This is a genomic window from Mesorhizobium sp. PL10 (assembly GCF_053714315.1).
On record NZ_JBSKBR010000005.1, the window covers coordinates 74,889 to 100,591 of the forward strand.

The following is a 25,703-nucleotide window of genomic DNA, read 5'->3' on the forward strand; positions in this document are numbered from 1 at the left end:
TGGGTTCAAAATGGGAGTTCTGAACATGAAAAGACTGAGCATCATGCTTGCCACCGCTGCCGGCCTGGCGATTTCCGCCAGCGGCGCGCTGGCCGACACCACCCTCAAGCTGGTCGAGGTCATCACCAGCCCGCAGCGCACCGAATTTCTGAAGAAGCAGATCGCCGAATTCGAGGCCGCCAACGCCGGCGTCAAGGTCGAGGTGGTCTCGCTGCCCTGGGGCCAGGCGTTCGAGAAATTCCTGACCATGGTGCAGGCCGGTGATACGCCGGACATCGTCGAGATGCCGGAGCGCTGGATGGGCCTCTATGCCACCAACGGCCAGCTCGAGGACCTCGGCCCTTACATGGCCAAGTGGGACGATGCCAAGACGCTCGGCGACCGCGCCAAGCAGTTCGGTTCGACGGTCAACAACACCCAGTTCATGATCCCTTACGGCTACTATGTGAACGCGCTGTTTTGGAGCAAGAAGCTGTTCAAGGAAGCTGGCCTCGACGGCCCGCCGGCGACTCTCGACGATTTCATCGCCGATTCAAAGAAGATCTCCGCCATTCCGGGCAAATACGGCTATTGCCTGCGCGGCGGCCCGGGCGCCTTCAACGGTATGCACATGTTCATGAACATCGCTCAGGGCAAGGGCGGCTACTTCAACGAGGATGGCACCTCGACCATCAACGAGGAAGGCTCGGTCAAGGGCCTGCAGATGCTGGCCGACATGTACAAGGACGGGCTGGCGCCGAAGGATGCGGTGAGCTGGGGCTTCAACGAGACCGTCACCGGCTTCTATTCCGGCACCTGCGCCATGCTCAACCAGGACCCGGACGCGCTGATCGGCATTGCCGACAAGATGAGCGCCGACGACTTTGCTGTGGCGCCGCTGCCGGTCGGACCGAGCGGCAAGTCCTATCCGACGCTGGGCTATGCCGGCTGGGCGATGTTTGCCAATTCGCAGCACAAGGACGATGCCTGGAAGCTGATGGCAACGCTGTTGTCGCCCAAGGACAATCTGGAATGGGCCAAGGAAGTCGGCGTCGTGCCGATCCACAATGGCGCCGACCAGGACGCCCATTTCAAGACCGAGCAGTTCAAGGGCTGGTTCACCGAGCTCAGCGACACCTCCAAGTATGAAATGGTGACGCCGCCGACGCATCTGGAGAACCTCGGCAATTTCGTCGACCAGGTTGCGATCAAGAATTTTCAGGAAGTGCTGCTCGGCCAGAAGTCGGCCAAGGACGTCGCCGATCAATGGGCCGCGTTCCTGACCAAGGAACAGCAGGACTGGATGGCCAAGAACAAGAAGTAGGCGCCGCTCCCTTTCTTCCTTCTCCCCGTTCTACGGGGAGAAGGTGCCCGGAAGGGCCGGATGAGGGGTAGCGCGAGCACCCCAATGTTGGCGCTGCCCCTCATCTGCCTACCTGCATCTTTCTCCGCAGACGGGGAGAACGACGCTTTGGCCAATCCCGATACTCCTCCAGGAGACGATTAAGCATCTAATGACCTATGCCGTGTCCGAAATACGATCCGCAGGCCGGCCGCGAAAGAAGCGGCTGACGCATGCCGCCATCGAGCCCTGGCTTTATCTCAGCCCGGCGATCGTGCTCCTGGTCGTGGTGCTGCTGGTGCCGCTGGTCATCGGCATCAGCTATTCCTTTCGCAAATTCTCCGCCTTCAAATCCGAATATGTCGGTCTCGGCCAGTATCAGGCGATGCTGACCGACCAGGTGCTGGGGCAAGCGCTGGTCAACACGCTTTGGTGGACTGTCGCCAGCCTGTTCTTCCAGTTCTTCCTCGGCCTTGGCCTGGCGTTGCTGCTCGACAAACCATTCTACGGCCGCAAGTTCGTGCAGGCGGTTGTGTTCCTGCCCTGGGCGGTGCCGTCCTTCCTGTCTGGCCTGACCTGGGCGTGGCTGTTCAACCCGATCATCGGACCGCTGCCGCATTGGCTGTTCGCCCTTGGCCTGAAAGCCGAACCGACCAATGTGCTCTCCGATCCGGCGACCGCCATGTGGGGGCCGATCGTCGCCAACATCTGGTTCGGCATTCCGTTCTTCGCCATCACGCTCCTGGCGGCGCTGAAGTCGATCCCGTCGGAGCTGCATGAGGCCGCCGCGATCGACGGCGCCTCGCCCTGGCAGCGCTTCACCAAGGTGACGCTGCCCTTCCTGGCGCCGACCATTGTCATCACCGTCATGCTGCGCACAATCTGGATCGCCACTTTCGCCGATCTGATCTTCGTCATGACCGAAGGCGGGCCGGCTGGTTCGACCAGCACGGTGCCGGTCTACATCTATGTCAGCGCCTTCAAGTCGCTGGACAAGGGCTACGCTTCGGCGGTCGCGGTGCTCCTCCTGGTCCTGCTCATCGCCTATGCGATCGCGCTGATCGCCATTCGCCGCTTGCTGGTGAGGCACGTCTGATGATCGCCGGACGCTCCACTTCCTCACGCATTTTCAGCGGCATTGGCCTCTACGCGGCGATTGCCGCCTATATGATCTTTGCTTTGTTTCCGATCTTCTGGACGCTGAAGATCTCGGTGACGCCGGAGCGGTTGCTTTATTCCGAAGGCATCACGCTGTGGCCGTCGGAAACGACATTCCGCAACTTCATCACGGTTCTCGAAGCCTCTGACTTCCCGCGCTATTTCCTGAACAGCGTCATCGTCTCGGTGTCGACAGCGGCACTCGTCACCGTCATCGCCACGCTCGCCGGCTATGCCATGTCGCGCTTCACCTTTCGCGGCAAGGCGACGCTGGCGATCATGCTGCTGCTGACCCAGACTTTCCCGCTGGTGATGGTCATTCCGCCGATCTACCGCGTCATGGGCGAGCTTGGCCTGACCAACAGCCTGGTCGGCCTGATCATCATCTACACCGCCTTCAACACTGCGTTTGCCACCTTCCTGATGCAATCCTTCTTCGACGGTATTCCGAAGGATCTGGAGGAGGCGGCGATGATCGACGGCTGTACGCGGGCGCAGGCGATGCGCAAGGTGATCGTGCCGCTGACCTTGCCCGGCATGGGCGCGACGCTCGGCTTCGTGTTCACCGCCGCGTGGAGCGAATTGCTGTTCGCGCTGATGCTGATCTCCAGCGACGACCAGAAGACGTTCGCCGTCGGCCTGCTCACCTATATCGGCAAGTTCGCCGTCGACTGGGGGCAGATGATGGCGGCGTCGATCCTGGCGCTGATCCCGGTCTGCATCTTCTTTGCCTTCCTGCAACGCTATCTCGTCACCGGCCTCACCGCCGGCGCGGTCAAAGGATAATCGATGGCTTCCGTCACGCTGCAAAACGTCGAGAAGGACTACGGTTCGCTGCGCATCCTGCACGGCGTCGATCTGGAGATCGCCGATGGCGAGTTCGTCGTGCTGGTCGGCCCGTCCGGCTGCGGCAAGTCGACCCTTTTGCGCATGATTGCCGGGCTGGAAGAAGTCTCCGGCGGAGAGATCCGCATCGGCGATCGGCTGGTCAACGATGTCGCGCCGAAGGACCGCGACATTGCCATGGTATTCCAGTCCTATGCGCTCTATCCGCATATGGATGTGTCGTCGAATATGGGCTTCAGCCTGCTTTTGAAGAAGGCGGAGAAGACGACGATCGACGGCAGGGTAGGGGCGGCCGCCAAGCGCCTCGGTCTCGACAGTTTCCTCGGCCGCCTGCCGCGGCAATTGTCCGGTGGCCAGCGCCAGCGCGTCGCCATGGGCCGCGCCATCGTGCGCGATCCCAAAGTGTTCCTGTTCGACGAACCGCTGTCGAACCTCGACGCCAAACTGCGCGTCCATATGCGCGCCGAGATCAAGGCGCTACATCAGCAGCTCAAGACCACTTCGGTCTATGTCACGCACGACCAGATCGAAGCCATGACCATGGCCGACCGCATCGTCGTCATGCATGACGGCTACGTCCAACAGGTCGGCCATCCACTCGAACTCTATGACCGGCCGATCAACACCTTTGTTGCCGGTTTCATCGGTTCGCCCGGCATGAATTTTTTTCCGGCGACGGTCGCGAAGGCTGGCAAGGTGGATGCGGTGCTGGCCGACGGCCAGAAGCTGCGGTTGCCTGATGGATTGCCGCTCACGGATGGTGGCAAGCTCACCGTCGGGCTGCGGCCGGAACACATCCAGCTCGCCGACGACGGAGGGCTCGAGGCAGAGGTCGAAGTGGTCGAGCCGCTCGGCCTGTCGACGCAGTTCTATGTCCGGCTCGCCGACCAGCTGGTTTGTGTCTTCGTCATGGGACGCAGCACTATCCGGCCGGGCGACACGGTAAGACTGTCAGCCGATCCGGCGGCGCTGCATCTGTTCGATCCCGCAAACGGCAACCGCATCGGGTGAGGGGTGCGCCTGAAGCCGGCAACCAGAAGCAATCCGTTTTAGCGGTGGTTGCCCAGGCTGGCATACATGCCGGTGGTGCGGAACTGCGTCGGGTTGATGCCGTAGAGCCGGCGGAAGACTTTCGAAAAATAGTTGGCGTCCTCGAAGCCGCACAATATGGCGACCTCCTTGACCGGCAGGAAATCGGCCTTGGTCAAAAGTTTCGCCGCCCGCTGCAGCCGCTGCTGCAGCACGAATTCGGCCGGCGGCATGCCTTCGCTCTCGGCAAAGCAGCGTGAGAAATGTGCCCGGCTGAGGCCGCTGATTTGCACGAGGTCGGCTACCGGCAGAGGCTTGTCGAGATTGGCGTTGATATGATCGATGACCGGCTGCATGGCGCTCTGTTTTTCGGTGAAGGCGTGCGAGCCGAAGACATCGTCGTAAAGCGCCATCGCCGCTTCATAGGCAACTGCCGAAGCCGACCCCGGCGAAGCGCCGCCCTTGATCAGGCGCAGGCTGCAATCGGCGAGATGATCGATCGTCTGAGGCTGGAGCCGCAACACCGGACCGGAGACACTGAGAATGGATTTGTGGATGCGCAGCGCCTCCTCGCCATTCATCGAGATCCAGAAATATTCCCAGCGGTCGCCCTTCTCCAGCCAGTAGCGATGGTTGTGCGGCACCAGCACCAGCAGCGTGTCGTTGGCCTGCAGGCGGTAGTTGCGGTTCTCGTAGCGCAGCTGGCCGGTGCCGCTGATCGTGTGCTGCAGCACGGTGAACGGTGTCTGGCCGCGCTTGCGCCCATCCCAGTCGTAAGTCACACCCTCGCGCACTTCATAGCCGGTGCTGGTCGGCATGGCATGCAGGCGCTGACGGCCGCGCGGCAGCGAAATGGTGCGCATCAACTGTCCGTTGGCGATCAGATCACGCAGCACAAAATTACCCTCGAAAGCATAAACGTTCTCTGGCCGTGCCCGCGAATAACGGCATAATCCAAATCCTGAGAACGCGAAAGACCCGCGGTCGAGGAGCGGGCGGGAGGAGAATGAGCCGGAAATTCCGGCTCCGAATGGCATGCGCGCCATGGCGCGTCGCCATGCGCTCTTCCTTTGCTCCTTGCCTGGCATTCGACCCGCATCGAGGTGAAGGTGATGAGTTTCAAAATCGCTATTATCGGCGCCGGCAGCGTCGGCTTCACCAAAAAACTGTTCACCGACATTCTGTGTGTTCCGGAATTCAGCGGCATCGAATTCGCGCTGACCGATCTCAGCGAGCACAATCTCGGGATGATCAAGGCGATCCTCGACCGCATCGTCGAGGCCAACAAATTGCCGACGAAAGTCACCGCGACCACCGACCGCCGCAAGGCGCTGGAAGGCGCGCGCTACGTCATCAGCTGCGTGCGGGTCGGCGGGCTCGAAGCCTATGCCGACGATATCCGCATTCCCTTGAAATACGGCATCGACCAGTGCGTCGGCGACACGATCTGCGCCGGCGGCATCCTCTATGGCCAGCGCAACATCCCGGTCATCCTCGACTTCTGCAAGGACATCCGCGAACTCGCCGAGCCGGGCGCGAAATTCCTCAACTATGCCAACCCGATGGCGATGAACACCTGGGCGGCGATCGAATACGGCAAGGTCGATACGGTCGGCCTCTGCCACGGCGTCCAGCACGGCGCCGAACAGATCGCCGAAGTGCTCGGCGCCAAATCGCATGGCGAACTCGACTATGTCTGCTCCGGCATCAACCATCAGACCTGGTTCGTCGATCTGCGCCTCAACGGCCGCAAGATCGGCAAAGACGAGCTGGTCGCCGCGTTCGAAGCGCATCCGGTCTATTCGCAGCAGGAAAAGCTGCGCATCGACGTGCTGAAGCGCTTCGGCGTCTACTCGACAGAAAGCAACGGCCATCTCTCCGAATATCTGCCGTGGTACCGCAAGCGGCCGGACGAAATCACCCGCTGGATCGACATGTCCGACTGGATCCATGGCGAGACCGGCGGCTATCTCCGCTACTCCACCGAAACGCGCAACTGGTTCGAGACGGAATTCCCGCAGTTTCTCGAAGCGGCGTCGAAACCGATCGACCCGGCCAAGCGCTCCAACGAACATGCCAGCCACATTCTCGAAGCGCTGGAGACCAACCGCGTCTATCGCGGCCATTTCAACGTCAAGAACACCGGCATCATCACCAACCTGCCACAGGACGCCATCATCGAATCGCCGGGCTTCGTCGATCGCTTCGGCATCAACATGGCCGCCGGCATCACGCTGCCGGAAGCCTGTGCCGCCACCTGCATCTCTTCGATCAATGTCCAGCGCATGTCGGTGCATGCGGCGATATCGGGCGACATCGATCTCTTGAAGCTTGCCGTGCTGCACGATCCGCTGGTCGGTGCCGTGTCGACACCGGAAGAGGTCTGGCAGATGGTCGACGAGATGGTCGTCGCCCAGGCCCGCTGGCTGCCGCAATATGCGGATGCGGTGCCGGCGGCGAAAGAGCGGCTTTCGAAATCGAAGGTCAAGACCCGCGACTGGGCGGGTGCGGCGCGGCGCAAGGTGCGCTCGATCGAGGAATTGCGCGCCGAAAAGACGGCGCTGAAACAGGCGGGCTGAGATGCTTGCAGGCGCGCCGCGGGAGGCCGGTCCGCCAATCAGCCGTCATGAATAGATGCGGGCAGCAGCAGACGTCGAAACATCTGGGAGGAACACGATGAGGAACTTTCGCAGAATTGGCATTCTCACCGGGCGAAGAATTGGCATTCTCGCCGGCTTGACGCTGAGCGTCTCGGTCTTGGCGCTCGGCGCTTACGCATCCGAACCGACAACGCCGCCGGCGCCGGCGCCGTTTCCCGCCGAGGGCAAGATCAAATACGTCGCTCGCGATTCCATCCTGGAATTCAAGGCGCTGCCCGAATATCACGAGCCCGACTGGGTCACCGAGAAATACGTCAAGGCCGGCAAGCTGCCGCCGGTCAAGGACCGGCTGCCGAAGGAGCCGCTGCTGTTCAAGACCGGCAACATGCCGGACGGCATCGGCGTCTATGGCGACACAATGCGCCATGTCATCGGCGGGCGGCCGGAAGGCTGGAACTATGGCGCCGGCCAGACGCAAGGCTGGGGCGGCATCGACATCGGCCTGTCGGAATGCCTGACACGCACAGCGCCTTTGTTCCAGGTCGAGGCCAAGGACACCGAACCGCTGCCTAACCTGGCCAAAAGCTGGGACTGGTCGAAGGACGGCCACAAGCTGACCATGCATCTGGTCGAAGGCGCGAAATGGTCGGACGGAGTCGCCTTCAACGCCGATGACGTCATGTTCTACTGGGACGACGAGGTCGTCGACCCCAACGTCTCGCCGCTCAACGGCGCCACCGAAGAAACCTTCGGCGTCGGCACGACGCTGAAGAAGATCGACGACTACACCGTCGAGTGGACGTTCAAGGACGCTTTCCCAAAGCAGTATCTATACGCCATGGCCTACGGCACCTTCTGCCCCGGCCCGGCTCATATTCTGAAGCCGCAGCATCCGAAATATTCAAAGAACACCTACGACCAGTTCAAGAATGCGTTCCCGCCGGAATATATGAACATGCCGGTGATGGGCGCCTGGGTGCCGGTGGAGTATCGGCCTGACGACATTATCGTCATGCGGCGCAATCCCTACTACTGGAAGGTCGACGAGAAGGGCAACCAGCTGCCCTATCTCAATGAGCTGCACTACAAGCTGTCGACCTGGGCCGATCGCGACGTCCAGGCGGTGGCAGGCGCTGCCGACTTCTCCAATCTGGAGCAGCCGGAGAATTTCGTCGCCTCGCTGAAGCGGGCGGCGGACAAGGACGCACCGGCCCGACTCGCTTTCGGCCCGCGCCTGATCGGCTACAATCTGCGCATGAACTTTTCCGCCAATGGCTGGGGCAATCCCGACGAGCGCGGCCAGGCGATCCGCGAGCTGAACCGCAACGAGTACTTCCGCAAGGGCGTCACCATGGCGCTCGACCGCAAGGCGCTCGGCGACTCGCTGGTGAAGGGGCCGTTCACCGCGATCTATCCGGGCGGGCTCTCCTCCGGCACCTCCTTCTATGACCGCAACTCGACGGTTTACTATCCTTTCGATCTCGAAGGCGCCAAGGCCGAGCTCGCCAAGGCGGGCCTCAAGGACACCGACGGCGACGGCTTCGTCAACTTCCCGGCCGGCACGGCCGGCGGCAAGAATGTCGAGATCGTCATGCTGGTCAACAACGACTACACCACCGACAAGAGCCTGGCGGAAGGCGTTGTCGGCCAGATGGAGAAGCTCGGCCTGCGCGTCGTACTCAACGGCCTCAACGGCACCCAGCGCGACGCCTCGCAATATTCCGGCCGATTCGACTGGCTGGTGCGGCGCAACGATCAGGAGCTGACTTCCGTCGTGCAGAACACCGTGCAACTCGCGCCCGTCGGCCCCAAGACCAGCTGGGATCACCGCGCGCCTGAAAGCGGTGTGGTCGACCTGATGCCGTTCGAAAAGGAGCTTGTCGACATCGTCAACAAGTTCGTCTCGAGCCAGGACAATGACGAACGCGCCAAGCTGATGCGAGAGTTCCAGAAGATATCGACGGAAAATATCTACAATGTCGGGCTGACCGAATATCCCGGCGCCCTGATCGTCAACAAGCGCTTCTCCAACATCCCGCAGGGGACGCCGATCTTCATGTTCAACTGGGCCGAGGACTCGATCGTGCGCGAACGGGTCTTCGTCGCCGCCGACAAGCAGCAGAAATACGAACTCTATCCCGAGCAGCTGCCGGGCAAGCCCGGCGACAAGGGTCCGACGAACTGAGAGGCCCGACCGACTGAGAGACCATGAGCTGAGTTTCCTCCCCTGGCTGACGCCCGGCCGCGCTGCGCGCGCGGCCGGGACGGGATAAGGTCAGCGGCAACAAATTTGATCCAAGGAGGAGAAACGAACCGATGCTGCGATTCCTGGGCATGCGCATAGCATCCGCGGTGCCGGTTCTGGTCATCCTGAGCCTGGTCACTTTCGCCATCATCCAGGCACCGCCGGGCGACTATGCCGACTACATCCGCTCGCAGCTCATCAACCAGGGCGGGGCCTCGTTTGCCGAAGCCGACGCGCAGGCGCAGGCCTACCGGGTCGAGCATGGCCTCGATAAGCCGATGCCGGTCCAGTATCTCAACTGGATCGGCGGCATCGTCACCCGCGGCGATTTCGGCTACAGCCTCTACTACAACAAGCCGGTGGCCGATGTGGTCGGAGAGCGGCTGCCGCGCACGCTGCTCCTGGCGCTGGTCTGCCATCTGCTCGCTTCGGTGCTCGGCATCACCTTCGGTATCTGGGCGGCGACGCGGCAATACACCTGGATCGACTCGACGCTGTCGGCCATCTCCTTCCTCGGCATGACCGTTCCGCGCTTCCTGATGGCGCTGATCATCGTCTACCTGCTGGTCTTCCAGTTCAACGTCTCGGAGATCGGCTCGTTCTTCTCGCCGCAATATGGCGGCGCGCCGTGGTCGTGGGGCAAGTTCGTCGACCTCGTCAAGCATGTCTGGCCGGTGGTGGCCATCGCAACCTTCGGCGGGCTCGCCTACAACATGCGCGTCATGCGCGGCAATCTGCTCGACACGCTCAATGCTCAATATGTCGAAACAGCCCGCGCCAAGGGGCTGACCGGCAGCGCGGTGGTCATGCGCCACGCGGTGCCCAATGCGCTGCATCCGCTGATCATGTACCAGGGCGTGGTGCTGCCTTATATGTTGACCGGCGAGATCGAGACGGCGATCATCTTTGCGCTGCCGACCGTGGGCCCGGCCATTGTCGGCTCGATGGCGGTAGGCGACGTCTATGTCACGGCGACCTTCATGATGGTGCTGTCGGCGACGCTGATCGTCGGCAATATCATCGCCGACATGCTGCTCGTTCTGCTTGACCCCCGCGTCCGCCAATATGCGGGGTCCTGAGATGCTTGCCCGCGACACCTCGCCGCCGCTGCTTCCAGATGAGCCAATGAAGACGGATCCAGTCAAGACGGAGCCCGTCAACACGGGGCCGCGCGGCAATGAGAGCTACATCGCGCTGGTGTGGCGTCGGCTGAAGCGATCCTGGACCGGCATGGCCGGGCTGATCCTGGTCGTGCTTCTGGTGCTGATGGCGCTGTTTGCCGACTTCTTCGCGCCGATGGACCCCAAGGTCACAGATGTCGCTTTCGCCCCGCCGCAGACGATGAGTTTTTACGACAAGGACGGGAATTTCGTGCTGCAGCCGCGGGTTTATGCGCTCGCGGATTCCGCGGACCTCGACCCGGTCACCTTCCAGCCGGTCGTCGGGCCGGACTACGAGCATCCGCGCCTGCTCGGCTTCTTCGTCAAGGGCGCCGAGTACCGGCTGCTTGGGCTGATCCCCACCAACCGGCATTTCTTCGCTTCGACCGACGGCCAGCCGGTGCATTTCCTCGGCACCGACAAGTTCGGCAGGGATGTGTTGTCGCGCGCCATCCAGGGCTCGCGCGTCTCGCTGATGATCGCGCTGACCGTGGTCTTCATCATCACCGTCATCGGCACCACCGTCGGCATGGTCTCCGGCTATTTCGGCGGCCGGTTCGACATCTGGGTGCAGCGCTTCGTCGAGCTGGTGCTCGCTTTCCCGCAGCTGCCGCTTTATCTGGCACTGACGACGCTGATCCCGGTGACCGCGCCGACCAACGTCTTCCTCGCCTTCGTCATCATCGTCATGTCGGCGCTAGGTTGGGCGCAGATGTCGCGCGAGGTGCGCGGCAAGACGCTGGCGCTGGCGCGGGTCGACTATGTGCGTGCCGCCATGGCGGTCGGCGCCACCGACATGCGCATCATCATGCAGCACATTTTCCCCAATGTGATGAGCCACGTCATCGTCGCCGTGACGATCGCGATCCCGGCGGTGGTCCTGCTCGAAGCCTTTCTCGGCTTCCTCGGTTTCGCGGTGAAGCCGCCGCTGATCTCATGGGGGCTGATGCTGCAGGACACCGCAACCTATTCGGTCATCGGCACCTATCCCTGGATCCTGTCGCCGGTCGGCTTCGTGCTGATCACCGTCTTTGCCTTCAACGCGCTGGGAGACGGCTTGCGCGATGCCGTCGATCCCTATTGAGGTGGCCGGGATGACCGTAGCGCTCACAACCACCTTCGCACCAGCCGTCCGTCTCGACCATGCCGGACGCCACGACCAGCCAATCATCGATGCCCGCAACATCGAGGTCGCCTTCAAGGTCGAGCACGGCGTCGTCGAGGCTGTGAAGGACATCTCGTTCCAGCTCTATCGCGGCGAGACGATCGCCATCGTCGGCGAGTCCGGCTCCGGCAAATCGGTGACGGCGCGCACCGTCATGGGGCTGCTTTCGAAGCGGGCCACCGTCTCTGCGAAATCCACCGTCGACTATTGCGGGCAGGACATACTGAAGTTCCCCGAGAGCGCCCGGCGCAAGCTGCGCGGCAACCGCATCTCGATGATCTTCCAGGAACCGATGAGCTCGCTCAACCCGATCTATACGGTCGGCAGCCAGATCGTCGAGGCGATCAGGGTGCACCGCAAGGTGAGCCGCAAGCAAGCCTGGGCGCGGGCGCTCGAGCTTTTGCGGCATGTCCAGATCCCCGAGCCGGAAGCGCGCATCAAGCAGTATCCGCACCAGTTGTCGGGCGGGCAGCGCCAGCGCGTGATGATCGCCATGGCGCTCGCCAACGACCCCGATGTGCTGATTGCCGACGAGCCGACGACCGCGCTCGACGTCACGGTCCAGGCGCAGATCCTCAACCTGATCCGCAACCTGCAAAAAGAGCTCAGGATGGCGGTCATCCTGATCACCCACGACCTCACCGTGGTGCGGAGGTTTTCCGACTATGTCTATGTCATGCAATATGGCGAGATGTGCGAGCATAACGTCACCGAGCGGCTGTTTGCCGACCCGCAGCATCCCTACACCAAGCGGCTGCTCGCGTCCGAGCCGCACGGCAAGCCGCAGCCGCTGCCGCAGAACAGCGGTACTATCCTCGAGGCACGCGACATGCGCGTCTGCTTCATGCTGCGTCATGGCAGCTTCCTGAAGCCGGACTGGCGCGAACTGGTTGCCGTCGACGATCTCGGCCTGAAACTTTGCCGCCACGAAACGCTGGGGCTGGTTGGTGAATCCGGCTCCGGCAAGACCACGTTCGGTCTTGCTCTGCTCAAGCTCACCGATGCCAAGCGTGGCGAGATCAGCTTCGACGGCCAGCCGATCCAAGGCCTCTCGCGCGCCGAGATGCGGCCGCTGCGCTCGCGCATGCAGGTCGTCTTCCAGGATCCCTTCTCTTCGCTCAACCCGCGCATGACGATCGGCCAGATCATCGAGGAAGGGCTGGTCGTCAACAGGATCGGTTCAACACGGCGCGAGCGGGTCGAGCGGGTGCGAGACGCCCTGGTCAGCGCCGGCATGCCCGGCGATATCCTGTCACGGTTCCCGCACGAATTTTCCGGCGGCCAGCGGCAGCGCATCGCAATCGCGCGGGCCATTGCATTGGAACCCGAATTCATCCTGCTCGACGAACCGACTTCGGCGCTCGACCTCTCGGTGCAGGCGCAGATCATCGACCTGTTGCGCAAGCTGCAGGACGAGCGCGGGCTGAGCTATCTCTTCATTTCGCACGACCTCAAGGTGGTGCGCGCGCTCTGCCACCGCGTCATCGTCATGCAGAACGGCAAGATCGTCGAGCAGGGACCCGTCGACGAGGTCCTCACCAATCCCAAGACCGCCTACACCGAACGGCTCGTCAGGGCCGCCTTCGACGTGGCGTAGCAAAATGCCGGAGGTTTAACGTGGCAAGACATCCCAGGATCACCTTCATTGGCGCCGGTTCGACCGTGTTCATGAAGAACATTGTCGGCGACGTGCTGCAGCGGCCATCGCTGTCGGGCGCGACGATCGCGCTGATGGACATCAATCCGCAGCGGTTGGAAGAGAGCGCCATCGTCGTCAACAAGCTGATCGCGACGCTGGGCGTGAAGGCGAAGGCCGAGACCTACTCCGACCAGCGCAAGGCGCTGGCCGGCGCCGACTTCGTCGTCGTCGCCTTCCAGATCGGCGGCTACGAGCCGTGCACCGTCACCGATTTCGAAGTGCCGAAGAAGTACGGCCTGCGCCAGACAATCGCCGACACGCTCGGCGTCGGCGGCATCATGCGCGGCCTCAGAACCGTTCCGCATCTGTGGAAGATCTGCGAGGACATGCTGGCTGTCTGCCCGCAGGCGATCATGCTGCAGTACGTCAACCCGATGGCGATCAACACCTGGGCGATTTCGGAAAAATATCCTGAGATCAAACAGGTCGGCCTCTGCCATTCGGTGCAAGGCACAGCGATGGAACTGGCACACGATCTCGACATTCCCTACGAGGAGATCCGCTATCGCTCGGCCGGCATCAACCACATGGCCTTCTATCTCAAGTTCGAGCATCGCCAGGCGGACGGCAGCTACCGCAACCTCTATCCGGACCTGGTCCGCGCCTATCGCGAGGGCAGGGCGCCCAAGCCGGGCTGGAACCCGCGCTGCCCCAACAAGGTGCGCTACGAGATGCTGACGAGGCTCGGCTATTTCGTCACCGAAAGCTCCGAGCATTTCGCCGAATACACCCCCTATTTCATCAAGGAAGGACGCCCCGACCTGATCGAGAGGTTCGGCATTCCGCTCGACGAATATCCCAAGCGCTGCATCGAGCAGATCGAGCGCTGGAAGGGGCAAGCCGAGGCCTATCGCTCGGCCGAACGCATCGAGGTCGAGCAGTCGAAGGAATACGCCTCCTCGATCATGAACTCGGTGTGGACCGGCGAGCCGTCTGTGATCTACGGCAATGTCCGCAACAATGGCTGCATCACCTCGCTGCCAGACAATTGCGCGGCCGAGGTGCCATGCCTGGTCGACGCCTCCGGCATTCAGCCGACCTTCATCGGCGAGCTGCCGCCGCAGCTCACCGCGCTGATCCGCACCAACATCAACGTGCAGGAGCTGACGGTGCAGGCGCTGATGACCGAGAACCGGGAGCACATCTACCACGCCGCGATGATGGACCCGCATACGGCGGCCGAACTCGATCTCGACCAGATCTGGTCGCTGGTCGATGAGCTGCTGGCGGCGCATGGCGACTGGCTGCCGGCCTGGGCGCGTGGGAGCGCCAAAGTTCGGGCCGCCTGAGCGTTGGAGCAATTCACCGTTTCACGGCGAATTGCTCCTATTTTCTTACGCAATTCCAAGGGAAAGCGCAGCGCGCTTTTCCCGGGAAAACCGCTCACACTTTTCCTGGAATTGCTTAGGCCTCCGGTGGCGCCGGCAATCGATGGCGCAACTCCTCGACCAGGACGCGCTCGTTCTCCGAATAGTCGATCGGCACGACGACGAGATGAACGCCGCCGCCGGTGAAGGCCTGCTCGAGCGTCGATTGTATTTCCGAGACGGCGCTGACCCTGGTACCCTTGGCGCCATAGGCCTCGGCATATCTTACGAAATCGGGGTTGCCGAAGGTCATGCCGAAATCGGGAAACTGGTCGACCGCCTGCTTCCAGCGGATCATGCCGAAAGCATGGTCCTCGATGATCAGCACGACCAGGTTGAGTTTGAGCCTGACGGCGGTTTCCAGCTCCTGGCTGTTCATCATGAAGCCACCATCGCCGCAGATCGCCATGACACGGCGGCCGGGGTAGAGCATCGCGGCCGTCATCGCCGACGGCAGGCCGGCGCCCATGGTGGCCAGCGCATTGTCGAGCAGCAGCGTGTTGGCGACGCGCGTGCGGTAGTTGCGCGCGAACCAGATCTTGTACATGCCGTTGTCGAGCGCCAGGATGCCGTCGGCCGGCATCACCGCGCGCACGTCGTGCACCAGGCGCTGCGGCGTAAAACGGTCCTCGGTGGCGCGCGCGGCAATGCGGCTCAGAATTCCTTCGCGCAGGGGCAGCAGCGCCTGTGCGTCGGGGATCTTGTCCTCGATGCGGTCGGCAAGCAGCCTGAGCGAGGCGCCGATGTCGCCGACCACTTCGGTCTGCGGGAAATAGACCTGCTCGACATTGGCCGGCTGGTAGCCGACATGGATCACCTTCGGTCCCTTGTCGCCCATGATGAAGGGCGGCTTCTCGATCGTGTCGTGGCCGATGGTAATGATGAGGTCGGCCTGCTCGATCGCCTCATGCACATAGTCGCGCTCGGAGAGGGCGGCCGTCCCCATGTACAGTTCGGTCCCGCCGGGCACCGTGCCCTTGCCCATCTGCGTGGTGAAATAGGGAATGCCGGTTCGCAGCACGAACTGGGCGAGGTCGGAGGTCGAGCGCGGTCGTGAAGCGGCTGCGCCCAGCATTGCCAGCGGGCGCTGTGCCTTGATGATCATCTGCGCGGCGCGATCGAGCGCAAGCGGGCTTGCCAACGGAAGCTCGACCGGGTGCGGCGGGATCAGTGCGACCTCGTCGCATTCCTCGGCCGCGATGTCTTCGGGCAGTTCCAAATGCACCGGTCCCGGGCGTTCCTCCTCGGCAATCCGAAACGCTTCCCGCACCACGGCCGGTATTGTGCGTGGCGAGATGATCTGGCGCGACAGCTTGGTCAGCGGTTTCATCGCGGCAACGATGTCGACGATCTGGAAGCGCGCCTGGCGCGACAGCCGGATGCCCTTCTGCCCGGTGATCATGATCATCGGCATGGCGCCGAGCAGCGCGTAGGCGGCGCCCGTCGTCAGGTTCAGGGCACCGGGCCCGAGCGTGGTGATGCAGACACCCGGCTTGCCGGTGAGCCTGCCATGCGTGGCGGCCATGAACGCCGCCGCCTGCTCATGGCGGGTCAGGATCAAGTGGATCGACGACTTGCGGATGGATTCGACGACGTCGAGGTTTTCTTCGCCCGGAATGCCGAAGATGCGATCGACACCCTCATTTTCGAGGGCGGCTACAAGCAGATCTGAACCTTTGGGCACGAAGCATCTCCTGGGCGAAGCGGGGCCGTGAACACATGCAGACATGGCGGAACCGCACCGAGCAAACATAGTGCCGGCGAAGCCGTAGCGCGAGGTGCGGCCCGCCGTGGGGCGCTGCCGATGGAAAGAAAATTCGCTGTCCGCAGGATCGACAGGCGTACCATCCCTTCTTTCGGCAATCGGCAGCCGTTAAACCTGCGGCAGGAACAGTGGGTCCGCCCGTCGTAAGAGGTGCCAGAATGCCCAATCCAACCGTCGTCGGCTTTTCCGGCAATTTCACCCGGCCTTCCAAGACGCGCGGCTTCGTCGACCAGGTCGTCAGGGATATTGCGCGCCAGCATGGCCTGTCGGCCAGCACCTATGACATCGAAGACCTCGGCCCCTCGCTTGGCGCGGCCAAATGGGCGCGCGATCTCGACGGCCAGGCGCGGGGGATTTTCGACAGCGTCGTCAATGCCGATGTCCTGGTAGTCGGGTCACCGACCTACAAGGGCAGCTACACCGGCCTGTTCAAACACTTCTTCGATCTGTTCGATCCGGCTTCCTTGCGCGGCAAGCCGGTGGTGCTGCTCGCCACCGGCGGCAACGATCGCCATGCGTTGATCGTCGAGCACCAGTTGCGGCCGCTGTTCGGCTTCTTCGAGGCGCTGACACTGCCGACAGGTGTCTATGCCACGGACAAGGATTTTTCCGACGGCGTGCTGAGGGCCGAAACCATCCTGAAGCGCGTCGAGCAGGTTGTCGGCGAGGTCGGGCTGGTGCTGGCCAATCGCGCGGCCGCCGGTGTTGCTGCCGGATAGGGAGCAGCCGCAAGCTCACAGAAATAACGGCCCCTCGGGGCCGCTATTCCTTGGGAAGGAAGCTTACTTGCTGCCGCCATTGGCTTTCACATTGCTGCAGAATTCCGGGTGGCTGTTGGCAGCGTTGGCGTTCTTGGCCTCCACGTCGCAGGCCGCCATCGGACCGCCGGAACCGCCTTGGCGGCCAGCCATTATTCCTGGGCAAGGAGAACCGATCATGCCCAAATACATAACCATCGGCTATGGCGACCGGGCCGGATATGACCGGACGCCGCAGGATGTCAGACAGGCAGCCCATGAGCATGATGCGTCGCTCAAGCAGCGCGGCGTGGTGATGGGCATTGCCGAAACACCGGTACAAGTGCGAAATCCAGACGCCAGCGGCGTGCGCACCGAGACCGGGCCCTATCTTTCGTCGGATCTGCCGATCGCCGGCTTTTCCGTCATGGAAGCCAAAGACATGGACGAGGCAATCGCGCTCGCCTCGAAATCGCCCTGCGCCGTGGCGCATGGGGTGATCGAGATCTGGCCACTCAACGAGCGATAACTAATTCCTGTCCGCCGGTTTCGATCTCATCCTTGACACCGTTTCGCGCTCGGCGCGTTTGGAGCGCAGCGGCGGCAGGCCGCGGTCGATCAGGTCCATGTCCTCCAGCACCATGTCGCCCATGCGCTTGAAGGCGATGTCGAGCGCGCCGGCGCGGTGGGCGGATCGGAGGAAGCCGGGGATTGTACGGACCGGATGGTCCTGCGCCAACGGCTCTTCCGGGAAGACATCGCTTGCGGCGACGATGTGGCCGCTCTTCACCGCCGCCATCAGGGCCGGGAAGTCGACGACGCCGGCGCGGCTGAGCAGGATAAAGGCGGCGCCCTTGCGCATGCTGGCAAAAGCCTCGGCGCCTAGAAAGCCCTGGTTCTCCGAGGTCACCGAAGCGACGACGAAGACGAAGTCGCTTGATGTCAGCACATCGTCGAGCGAGGCCGGCTCGACGCCATTGTCGATGAGGATCGACGGCGGCAGCCAGGGATCGAAGACTTTGGTTCGTGTGCGAAAACCCGACAGCAGCCGGTTCAGCGCGCGGCCGAGATCGCCGAAGCCGATGATGCCGACATCGGCGCCCGACAGGAGCCGCGCCGTCTGGTTGCCGTCGCCGCCCCACAGCTCTTCACCTTTGCGGAAGGCGAGGTCGGCATCGACGATGTTGCGGGCCAGGTTGAGCGCCATGGCAAGGCCAAGTTCGGCCACCGGCTCGGCGAAGACCAGGCCGGTGGTGACGACATGGATACCGCGCGCAAACAGCGTCTCGTAGGGCATGTTGTTGATGAGATTTGTCTCGACATTGAAGACGCAGCGCAGCGCCGTCATAGCTTCGAGCGTCTCGGGCGAGATTGGTGGCTGGCCGATGATGTAGCGTGCATCGCCCAGAACATCGGCGGGAAGTTTCGCCACGCCCTCGGCTGTCGTCTCGACAATTCGGTAGTGTGCCTTGAGTCGCGCCAGTTGCGGTGGGGTGAAGATCAGCTCGAGCGTGCGCGGTTCCGGCGCGCTGATGACCAGCGGCAAGGTCTTGTTCGGCATGACTATCCCTCCCGGCGCGATCCGGATCGCGTATTTTTGCTTTGAACTTGCGGTTATCCCAAAACCGCTTCACACTTTAGGACGGCACGCACTCGTGGGGTAAAATACCCACGATTAAACGATTTACAACTCCGAAAAATCGATTTACTCATTTCCCAGCGGACGAAATGCCTCGGTCCGCGCCTCGGGAGGGAGGACTTATGGCGCACAGGCAGGACCAGCAGCGGCGCGCGTCGATCCACGACGTGGCAAGCCGCGCCGGCGTGTCGGCCGCCACCGTCTCCAAGGTCATGGCCGGCGTCACCACGGTGAAACCGGAAAATGCGCAGCGCGTCTTCGATGCCGTCGAGCAACTGGGCTACCGCATCGATCCGCTCGCCTCCGACATGCGCCGGGCCAAGCGCCGCATCATCGGTGCCATCATGCCCGAATTCGAAAGCGAATTTTTTGGCCAGATGGTCACCCAGATCGAGAGCCTCGCCGAGCAGCGTGGCTACACGCTTGTTGCGGCGTCGAGCCGCGAATCCGAAGCGCGCGAAAAAGAAATCCTCGCCCGCATGCATGACTGGCGCGTCGCCGGTGTGGTGCTGGCGCCGGTGCGCAACGAGCATGGGCCGGCGGCCGACTTCATGAAGGCCAATGGCATGACCGGCGTGCTGATCGACCGTGTGCTGTCCGACGACGCCTTCGACACCGTCTCGGCCGACAGCGCCGCAGCCAGCGCCGAGGTGGCGCACGAGCTGATCGCCAAGGGCCATCGCCACATACTGGTCGTCGGCCTCGGCGAACAGGCGGCAACGGTGCGCGCACGCCTCGACGGGTTTCGCACCGCTGCGATCAAACTGGCGCCGGATGTGCGCATCGATGTCGTGCTGGCCGAAACCGATGTCGAGCCGCTGAGGGCGCAGTTGCGAGAGTATTTCGCGAAAGGCGAACGTCCGACGGCAGTCTATTCGCTGTTCCTCAAGGGTACGCTGGTGGCGTTGTCGGAATTCCGCCGTCGTGGCTGGCACTGCCCCGACGACATTTCGCTGGTCGGCTTCGACGATGCCGAATGGATGCAGGTGACATGGCCGGCGATCGCCGCCGTTGTACAGCCGGTGCGCCAGATCGCCGGCCACGCCATGGAGGCGCTGTTTGCAAGAATTGAGGGTGGGGAGGGGCCGCCGATCGCGCGGCTCGAGCCTTGCCGGGTTTTGATGCGGGAATCCGTTGGCTCGCCAGGTGTGGCGGCCGGTGGCGGAGAATCCCGATGATGTCATCGGCGTCGGACTGCCGTTCCTGCGCGCGGAAGCGAGGAAGGCAGGGCTGACGCTCGGCAGATGATCATCTGCCGAGCCGTCGTATCAATCAGAACGGATAGTGCTGGTTCGGGTCCTCGATGGTCAGCCAGCGCAGGTCGGTGAACTCGCCGATCGAGGCCTTGCCGCCGAAGCGGCCATAGCCTGAACCCTTGACGCCGCCGAACGGCATCTGCGCCTCGTCGCCGACGGTCGGGCCGTTGATGTGGCAGATGCCGGCTTCGATGCGCGCGGCAACGGCCATGGCACGGCGGATGTCGCGGCTGAAGACGGCCGAGGAGAGGCCGTATTCGGTGTCGTTGGCGACACGTACGGCTTCGTCCTCCCCTTTGACGCGGATCACCGGCTTGACCGGTCCGAAGGATTCTTCGGCGTAGACGCGCATCGCCGGCGTGACGTGGTCGAGCAGCGTTGCCTCGACCACCGTGCCGGTGCGCTTGCCGCCCGCGACCAGCTTGGCGCCCTTGGCGACGGCGTCTGCAACCAGTTCTTCCATCTTGTCGGCGGCCTGGCTGCTGATCAGCGAGCCCAGCACGACATGGCCGCGCGGGTCGCCGGCCGGCAGTTGCGAAGCGCGGGCAGCGAGCTTGGAAACGAATTCGTCGGCGATTTTTTCATCGACGACCAGCCTCTCCGTCGACATGCAGATCTGGCCCTGATGCATGTAGGCGCCGAATGCGGCCGCGTTGACCGCCGCGTCGATGTCGGCATCCTCGAGCACGATCAGCGGCGCCTTGCCGCCGAGCTCGAGCAGTGCCGGCTTCAGGTGCTTGCCGGCGAGTTCGGCGATGATCCGGCCGACCTTGGTCGAGCCGGTGAAGTTGACGCGCCTGACCGCGGGATGCGCGACCAGCGCCTCAACGATGGCGGCGGCGTCCCTGGGGTCGTTGGTGACGACATTGATGACGCCCTTGGGCAGGCCGGCCTCGACCAGCACCTGGCCGATCAGCCGGTGCGTGCCGGGGCACATTTCGGAGGCTTTCAGCACCACCGTGTTGCCGCAGGCGATCGGCATGGCGATGGCGCGGGTGCCGAGAATGACCGGAGCATTCCATGGCGCGATGCCGAGGCAGACACCTGCCGGCTGGCGGATTGCCATGGCCAGCGTGCCCGGCTTGTCGGAGGGGATGACCTCGCCCGAAATCTGCGTCGTCATGGCGGCTGCCTCGCGCAGCATCTTGGCGGCGAGCATGACGTTGAAGCCGGCCCACGGACCGGTGGCGCCGGTCTCTTCCATCATCAATCTGGTGAATTCGCCGACCTTGGAATCCATCACATCGGCGGCCCTGGCGAGCAAGGCGCGGCGCTCGCCCGGACCGGTCTTCGACCAGGTCTTGAAAGCGGCGGCAGCGGCCTCGACTGCGGCGTTGGCATCGGCAACGCTGGCCGCGGCGGCGCGCGTCGCCAGTTTGCCGGTGAACGGGTCCAGGCGCTCGTAGGAAGCGGAACCCGACGCATCCCTTTTGTCACCGTCGATCAGAAGTCCGATGTCCATTGTTTTCTCCCTCGCTCGCTATCGAGCGCCTTTTCTATCTTGTTACTGACCATGATCTTATCCGAAAACCAGTTCCCACTTTTCGGGATCATGGTCTAGAAGCCGAGCACCTCGGCGTTGATCGATGCTTCAAGGCCGCCGTCAACCGGTACGTTGGCGCCGTTGACCCAGCGCGCGCCATCCGAGCACAGGAACAGCACGACAGGCGCGATGTCGCCCGAGGTGCCGGCGCGGCCGACCCTGGCGATATCGCTGTCGACGCGAGCATCGCCGAGTACATTGCGGAATTGTTTCAGGATCGGTGTCTCGACCGGGCCAGGGCTGACCGCATTGACGCGGATCTCGCGGCTCCTGAAGAGATCCTGGTGCGCGGCGCGCTGCGTCCACAGAAGCAGCAGTTCCTTTGACACCGGATAGCCTTCCTCGTTCTTCACCTGATGGTCGGCGACCACTGTGGCGATGTCGGGAAAACCCTCGATGCCGACCATCGACTCGGCGCGGTTGAGATTGGCGCGCCAGCCATAGCCGGCGATCGAGGCGACGTTGACGATGGCGCCGCCTTCGCGAAGCTTTGGTGCGAGGCCTTCCGAGAGAGCGCGCAATCCATAGAAGTTGACGGCGAGTGTCGACACCGCGCCGGTGTTGCCGGAGAGGCCGGCAACATTGCAGAGCGCATCGATGCGCTGCGGCAAGCTTGCGACGAGATCGTCGACGCCAGCCTTGGACGAGATGTCGGCCTTGACGAAGGTGCCGGCCGGGGCCGCGGGCTCGCGCATGTCGACGCCGATCACCTCGGCGCCGAGCTGGCCTGCAAGTTCTGCCGTGCGCGCGCCGATGCCGGAGGCGACGCCGGTGATGAGAATGGTCTTGCCGAAAAGCATGGTCAGGCTTTCTCCCGCTGTGCGGTGGTTTGTTGCGACGTCGCCGTGTCGTCGTCGGCGGCGTTTGCCGGAAGCCTGACGCGGTAGCCGACCGGCAGCAGGCGCAGACCGAAACGGTCTTCCAGCGTTCCCCACAGCCCGCGCGGCACGAACAGCGAAAACAGCATAGCGGTGGCGCCGAGGCCGATGAGGTACCAGACGCCGGTGCCGCCGAACCATGTCTCGATGAGGAAGAACAGCAGCGCGCCGAGGATCGCGCCCTCGAAGGTGCCGATGCCGCCGACCAGCACCATGAAGATCATGTAGGCGGTCCACTGGACGTTGAAATAGGTCTTCGGCTGGAAGGTGATCGAGGTCGCCAGCCACAGCGCGCCGGCCATGCCGATGCCGAAGGCGGCGAGCACGAAGAGCAGCCGCTTGGTGCCGGTGACGCGCACGCCTACGGAAGCGGCCGCATCCTCATTGTCGCGGATGGCGCGGATGGCGGCACCCGTGCTGCCGCGCAGCAGGCTAAACAGGATAGCAAGCAGCGCCGTCATCGAGGCCAGCGCCAGCCAGTAGATCGTCGCGCCCCTCGCGCCCGCGTCATAGACGTTGAGCGAGATCAGCGATGTCCCGGTTTCGCCCTGCACCAGCCGGTCGAGATTGACCAGGAGATGGGTGAGGGCCGCGATCACCCACATGCCGATGGCGAATTCGCCGTTCTTCAACCGAAGCATGAACAGCGACATCGGCCACGAGATCGCGCCGACGATGATCGCTGAGACGAACAGCGAAGCGAACGGGTTGAGGCCGGCATCGGCCAGGCGAATGGCGAAATAGGCGCCGAGGCCGAAGAAGACCTGCTGTCCCACCGAGACCAGGCCGCCGAAGCCGGCGAGCGCATTCCACATCGCCGCCAGGATCACATAGATGAACAAGGCTGTCATGCGGTCGACCGCGCCGGCCGACAGGAAATGCGGCGCAACAGCGAGCAGCGCGATGATGACAACGACCGCGATCGCCGAGATACGCGAAGCAGGGGTGCCGCGCTCGATGACGGGGGAGGTCGAAACGGCGCTCATGATGCTTTCCTCTCGGGCAGGCGCAGCAGGCCGCGCAAGCCGAGGCCGGACGTGGAAAGCCGGATGAACAGCACGATCAGGAAGGCGACATGGCCGCCTATGAGGAAGCCTTGCGGATGTATCTGCGCGCCGAGGGTCTGCGCCAGCGCCAGCACGATGCCGCCGATCAGCGTGCCCCACAGCGAACCGGCGCCGCCGATGACGGCAGCCTCGAAGGCAAACAGCAGTTGCGGCACGCCGGCATAGGGATCGAAGGTGGCGCGCATGCCGAGGAACGCGCCGGCAAGACCGACGGTGACCATGGCGATGGAAGCGGCAAGGGCGTTGGCGCGGCGCGCATCGACGCCGACGAGACCAGCCGTATCAGGATCCTCCGAGGTGGCGCGGATCGAGCGGCCAAGCCTGGTGCGGGTGAGGAACAGCTGCAGCCCGCCGAGCAGGATCACGGCAGATGCGAACATGATCACAGCAAGCTTGCCGACATAGATCGAGCCCGGCCATTCCCAGGAATCGTAGGACAGGCTGCCGATATAGGGCGCCAGCGAGCGCGTGTTGGCGCCGAACTGCTGGAAGAGCAGATTGTCGATGACGATGGCGAGGCCGAATGTGGTGAGGATCGGCAACAATTCGCCGCCACGCGCGCTACGTTCGAGCAGGAACCGCTGCAACGCCCAGCCGATCGCCGCCATCAGCGGCAGCACGATGAGCAGGCCGATGAAGGGCGAGATGTGGAAGCGCGAGGCGAGCCACCACATTGTATAGGCCGAAAACACCGCCAGGCTGCCATGCGCAAGGTTGATGATACGCATCACCGAAAACATGAAGGAGAGGCCGCAGGCGATCAGCGCGTAATAGCCGCCGAGAAGGATGCCCTGGACGATCTGGTTCATCATGCCGGAACGCTCCCGGCATTTTTCCGGTGCAGACCGAAATAGGCCTTGGTCACCTCGTCCCGCGACATGCCTTTGCTCGGGCCTTCGAGCGCGACACGCCCTTCCAGCATGCAGATGACCTTGTCCGACACCGAGAGTGCGCGGTTGAGATCCTGTTCGACGAGGATGATTGTGGTGCCGGAACTGATCAGGCCTTGCAGCGAGGCGTAGACGCGATCGACCACCAACGGCGACAGGCCGAGCGAGACCTCGTCGAGCAGCAATATATCCGGATTGCTCATCAGCGCGCGGCCGATGGCGGTCGCCTGTTGCTCACCGCCGGAGAGATGCCCGGTCTTTGCGTGGCGGCGCGGTTTGAGATTGGGGAAAGTGTCGAGCACTCTTTCGACGCTCCAGTCGCCGGCACGGCCGGCGGTCTTGCCGAGCAGGAGGTTTTCCTCGACCGTCATCTGCACGAACAGTTTTCGTCCTTCCGGCACCAGCGCGATGCCCATGCCGACGCGCTTGTACGAGGGCACGGCAGTGATATCGGCGCCGTCCAGCAGCACGCGGCCGGCGGATGGCTGATGGGCGCCGGCGATCGCCCGCAGCAGCGTCGTCTTGCCGGCGCCGTTGGCGCCGACCAGCGCCAGCGTCTGGCCACGCTCGATGCTGAAGCTGATGCCTCGCACCGCCTGCAGGAGGCCATGCCGGACAACCAGGTTTTCGATGGCGAGCAGGCTCATTTCGGACCTCCGCCGAGATAGGCGCGCACGACTTCGGGGTCGGCCATCACCGCCTCCGGCTCGCCGTCGGCGATGATCTTTCCGGCATCCATGCAGATCAGCCGCTCGGCCACCTGCAGCAGGATATGGACGATGTGTTCGATCCAGACGATGGCGATCTTGCGCCGGCGCAATTCCTTGATGGTGTCGACGAGTTCGCTCGCTTCGCCATCGGTCAGGCCGCCGCCGATTTCGTCGAGCAACAAAAGGTTCGGCCTTGCCGCAAGCGCACGCGCAAGCTCCAGCCGCTTGCGGTCGAGCAGGCCGAGCGTCTCGGCGCGCCGGTTGGCGACGCCCAGCATGCCGCAGAGTTCGAGCGACGCCAACGCCTCCTCATAGGCCTCATCGCGGGCGAGACTCGCACCATGCGAGGCCGCAACAAAGACATTCTCGAAGGTGGTCATGCCGCTGAACGGTTTCGGCACCTGGTGCGTGCGCACCAGGCCGAGCCGGGAGCGCTGCGTGGCCGACAGCGCCGTCACGTCGCCGCCCTTGAAGGCGACGGAGCCGGCGCTCGGTGGGAAGGCGCCTGAAAGGACGCTGAGCAGCGTTGTCTTGCCGGCTCCATTCGGGCCGACGATGCCGACCGCCTCGTCGGCCGTCATGGCGAAGTCGATGTCGTCGAGCACCACCAGCGCGCCGAAGCGTTTGT

At 63.3% G+C, this 25,703-nt stretch carries 23 protein-coding genes; 13 read left to right on the forward strand and 10 right to left on the reverse strand.

From position 1 onward, the window contains the following. Positions 1-25 precede the first annotated feature (25 nt). The 4 genes from ACWGTO_RS10250 (at position 26) to ACWGTO_RS10265 (ending at position 4,336) form a co-directional block, all read left to right on the forward strand. On the forward strand, positions 26-1,303 hold the full coding sequence (locus ACWGTO_RS10250; protein WP_454574740.1) for an ABC transporter substrate-binding protein: 1,278 nt from the start codon (positions 26-28) through the stop codon (positions 1,301-1,303). Between the two features lie 190 nt (positions 1,304-1,493). Beyond that, positions 1,494-2,417 (forward strand): carbohydrate ABC transporter permease, encoded by a 924-nt coding sequence (locus tag ACWGTO_RS10255; RefSeq protein WP_454574741.1) that lies wholly within the window; start codon positions 1,494-1,496, stop codon positions 2,415-2,417. After that, entirely contained in the window at positions 2,417-3,265 is an 849-nt protein-coding gene (locus tag ACWGTO_RS10260; protein WP_454574742.1) for a carbohydrate ABC transporter permease, read from the forward strand. Before ACWGTO_RS10255 ends, ACWGTO_RS10260 begins: the two co-directional genes overlap by 1 nt. Positions 3,266-3,268: 3 nt before the next feature. Next, positions 3,269-4,336, forward strand: coding sequence for an ABC transporter ATP-binding protein (locus ACWGTO_RS10265; protein ID WP_454574743.1), 1,068 nt, complete (start codon positions 3,269-3,271; stop codon positions 4,334-4,336). A gap of 38 nt (positions 4,337-4,374) precedes the next feature. Here the strand turns inward: ACWGTO_RS10265 and ACWGTO_RS10270 are convergent, their stop codons facing one another. Next, a complete protein-coding gene (locus tag ACWGTO_RS10270) occupies positions 4,375-5,391 on the reverse strand; it encodes an AraC family ligand binding domain-containing protein (protein WP_454574934.1) in 1,017 nt (338 codons plus the stop codon). A 75-nt stretch (positions 5,392-5,466) separates the two neighbouring features. Between ACWGTO_RS10270 and melA (ACWGTO_RS10275) the strand changes: the two genes are divergently transcribed. From melA (ACWGTO_RS10275) to melA (ACWGTO_RS10300), 6 genes are all read left to right on the forward strand, one after another. Beyond that, on the forward strand, positions 5,467-6,933 hold the full coding sequence (gene melA / locus ACWGTO_RS10275) for an alpha-galactosidase (protein WP_454574744.1): 1,467 nt from the start codon (positions 5,467-5,469) through the stop codon (positions 6,931-6,933). A gap of 97 nt (positions 6,934-7,030) precedes the next feature. Further along, a complete protein-coding gene (locus ACWGTO_RS10280; protein ID WP_454574745.1) occupies positions 7,031-9,139 on the forward strand; it encodes an ABC transporter substrate-binding protein in 2,109 nt (702 codons plus the stop codon). Positions 9,140-9,270: 131 nt separating this feature from the next. Beyond that, positions 9,271-10,278, forward strand: a complete 1,008-nt coding sequence (locus tag ACWGTO_RS10285) for an ABC transporter permease (protein ID WP_454574746.1) — start codon at positions 9,271-9,273, stop codon at positions 10,276-10,278. A gap of 1 nt (position 10,279) precedes the next feature. After that, a complete protein-coding gene (locus tag ACWGTO_RS10290; protein ID WP_454574747.1) occupies positions 10,280-11,443 on the forward strand; it encodes an ABC transporter permease in 1,164 nt (387 codons plus the stop codon). Positions 11,444-11,453: 10 nt separating this feature from the next. Next, positions 11,454-13,121, forward strand: a complete 1,668-nt coding sequence (locus ACWGTO_RS10295; protein WP_454574748.1) for an ABC transporter ATP-binding protein — start codon at positions 11,454-11,456, stop codon at positions 13,119-13,121. A 20-nt stretch (positions 13,122-13,141) separates the two neighbouring features. Next, complete coding sequence (melA, locus tag ACWGTO_RS10300) at positions 13,142-14,512, forward strand: alpha-galactosidase (protein ID WP_454574749.1); 1,371 nt, start codon at positions 13,142-13,144, stop codon at positions 14,510-14,512. 115 nt (positions 14,513-14,627) lie between these two features. On the opposite strand, the gene ACWGTO_RS10305 is transcribed toward melA (ACWGTO_RS10300), so the two are convergent. Beyond that, positions 14,628-16,274 carry an acetolactate synthase large subunit gene (locus ACWGTO_RS10305; RefSeq protein WP_454574750.1) on the reverse strand — a complete coding sequence of 549 codons (1,647 nt, stop codon included), beginning with the start codon at positions 16,272-16,274 and terminating at the stop codon, positions 14,628-14,630. A 239-nt stretch (positions 16,275-16,513) separates the two neighbouring features. Here ACWGTO_RS10305 and msuE point away from each other — a divergent pair, with 239 nt between their 5' ends. Next, positions 16,514-17,074, forward strand: a complete 561-nt coding sequence (gene msuE / locus ACWGTO_RS10310) for an FMN reductase (RefSeq protein ID WP_454574751.1) — start codon at positions 16,514-16,516, stop codon at positions 17,072-17,074. Between the two features lie 63 nt (positions 17,075-17,137). Here the strand turns inward: msuE and ACWGTO_RS10315 are convergent, their stop codons facing one another. Further along, positions 17,138-17,266 (reverse strand): hypothetical protein, encoded by a 129-nt coding sequence (locus ACWGTO_RS10315; protein ID WP_454574752.1) that lies wholly within the window; start codon positions 17,264-17,266, stop codon positions 17,138-17,140. A gap of 25 nt (positions 17,267-17,291) precedes the next feature. Here ACWGTO_RS10315 and ACWGTO_RS10320 point away from each other — a divergent pair, with 25 nt between their 5' ends. Then, entirely contained in the window at positions 17,292-17,621 is a 330-nt protein-coding gene (locus tag ACWGTO_RS10320; protein ID WP_454574753.1) for a YciI family protein, read from the forward strand. Here ACWGTO_RS10320 and ACWGTO_RS10325 read toward each other — a convergent pair whose 3' ends face one another. Next, positions 17,622-18,653, reverse strand: coding sequence for a hydroxyacid dehydrogenase (locus ACWGTO_RS10325; RefSeq protein ID WP_454574754.1), 1,032 nt, complete (start codon positions 18,651-18,653; stop codon positions 17,622-17,624). Between the two features lie 200 nt (positions 18,654-18,853). Here ACWGTO_RS10325 and ACWGTO_RS10330 point away from each other — a divergent pair, with 200 nt between their 5' ends. Further along, positions 18,854-19,909, forward strand: coding sequence for a LacI family DNA-binding transcriptional regulator (locus ACWGTO_RS10330; RefSeq protein ID WP_454574755.1), 1,056 nt, complete (start codon positions 18,854-18,856; stop codon positions 19,907-19,909). Positions 19,910-20,003: 94 nt separating this feature from the next. On the opposite strand, the gene ACWGTO_RS10335 is transcribed toward ACWGTO_RS10330, so the two are convergent. The 6 genes from ACWGTO_RS10335 to ACWGTO_RS10360 form a co-directional block, all read right to left on the reverse strand. Continuing rightward, positions 20,004-21,449 carry an aldehyde dehydrogenase gene (locus ACWGTO_RS10335; RefSeq protein ID WP_454574756.1) on the reverse strand — a complete coding sequence of 482 codons (1,446 nt, stop codon included), beginning with the start codon at positions 21,447-21,449 and terminating at the stop codon, positions 20,004-20,006. A 95-nt stretch (positions 21,450-21,544) separates the two neighbouring features. Continuing rightward, positions 21,545-22,330, reverse strand: coding sequence for a coniferyl-alcohol dehydrogenase (locus ACWGTO_RS10340; protein ID WP_454574757.1), 786 nt, complete (start codon positions 22,328-22,330; stop codon positions 21,545-21,547). A 2-nt stretch (positions 22,331-22,332) separates the two neighbouring features. Beyond that, positions 22,333-23,394, reverse strand: a complete 1,062-nt coding sequence (locus tag ACWGTO_RS10345) for a branched-chain amino acid ABC transporter permease (protein WP_454574758.1) — start codon at positions 23,392-23,394, stop codon at positions 22,333-22,335. Beyond that, a complete protein-coding gene (locus tag ACWGTO_RS10350) occupies positions 23,391-24,287 on the reverse strand; it encodes a branched-chain amino acid ABC transporter permease (protein ID WP_454574759.1) in 897 nt (298 codons plus the stop codon). The genes ACWGTO_RS10345 and ACWGTO_RS10350 overlap by 4 nt, the downstream gene beginning before the upstream one ends. Further along, positions 24,284-25,012, reverse strand: coding sequence for an ABC transporter ATP-binding protein (locus ACWGTO_RS10355; RefSeq protein WP_454574760.1), 729 nt, complete (start codon positions 25,010-25,012; stop codon positions 24,284-24,286). Before ACWGTO_RS10355 ends, ACWGTO_RS10350 begins: the two co-directional genes overlap by 4 nt. Further along, positions 25,009-25,683, reverse strand: coding sequence for an ABC transporter ATP-binding protein (locus ACWGTO_RS10360; RefSeq protein WP_454574935.1), 675 nt, complete (start codon positions 25,681-25,683; stop codon positions 25,009-25,011). Before ACWGTO_RS10360 ends, ACWGTO_RS10355 begins: the two co-directional genes overlap by 4 nt. Positions 25,684-25,703 lie beyond the last annotated feature (20 nt).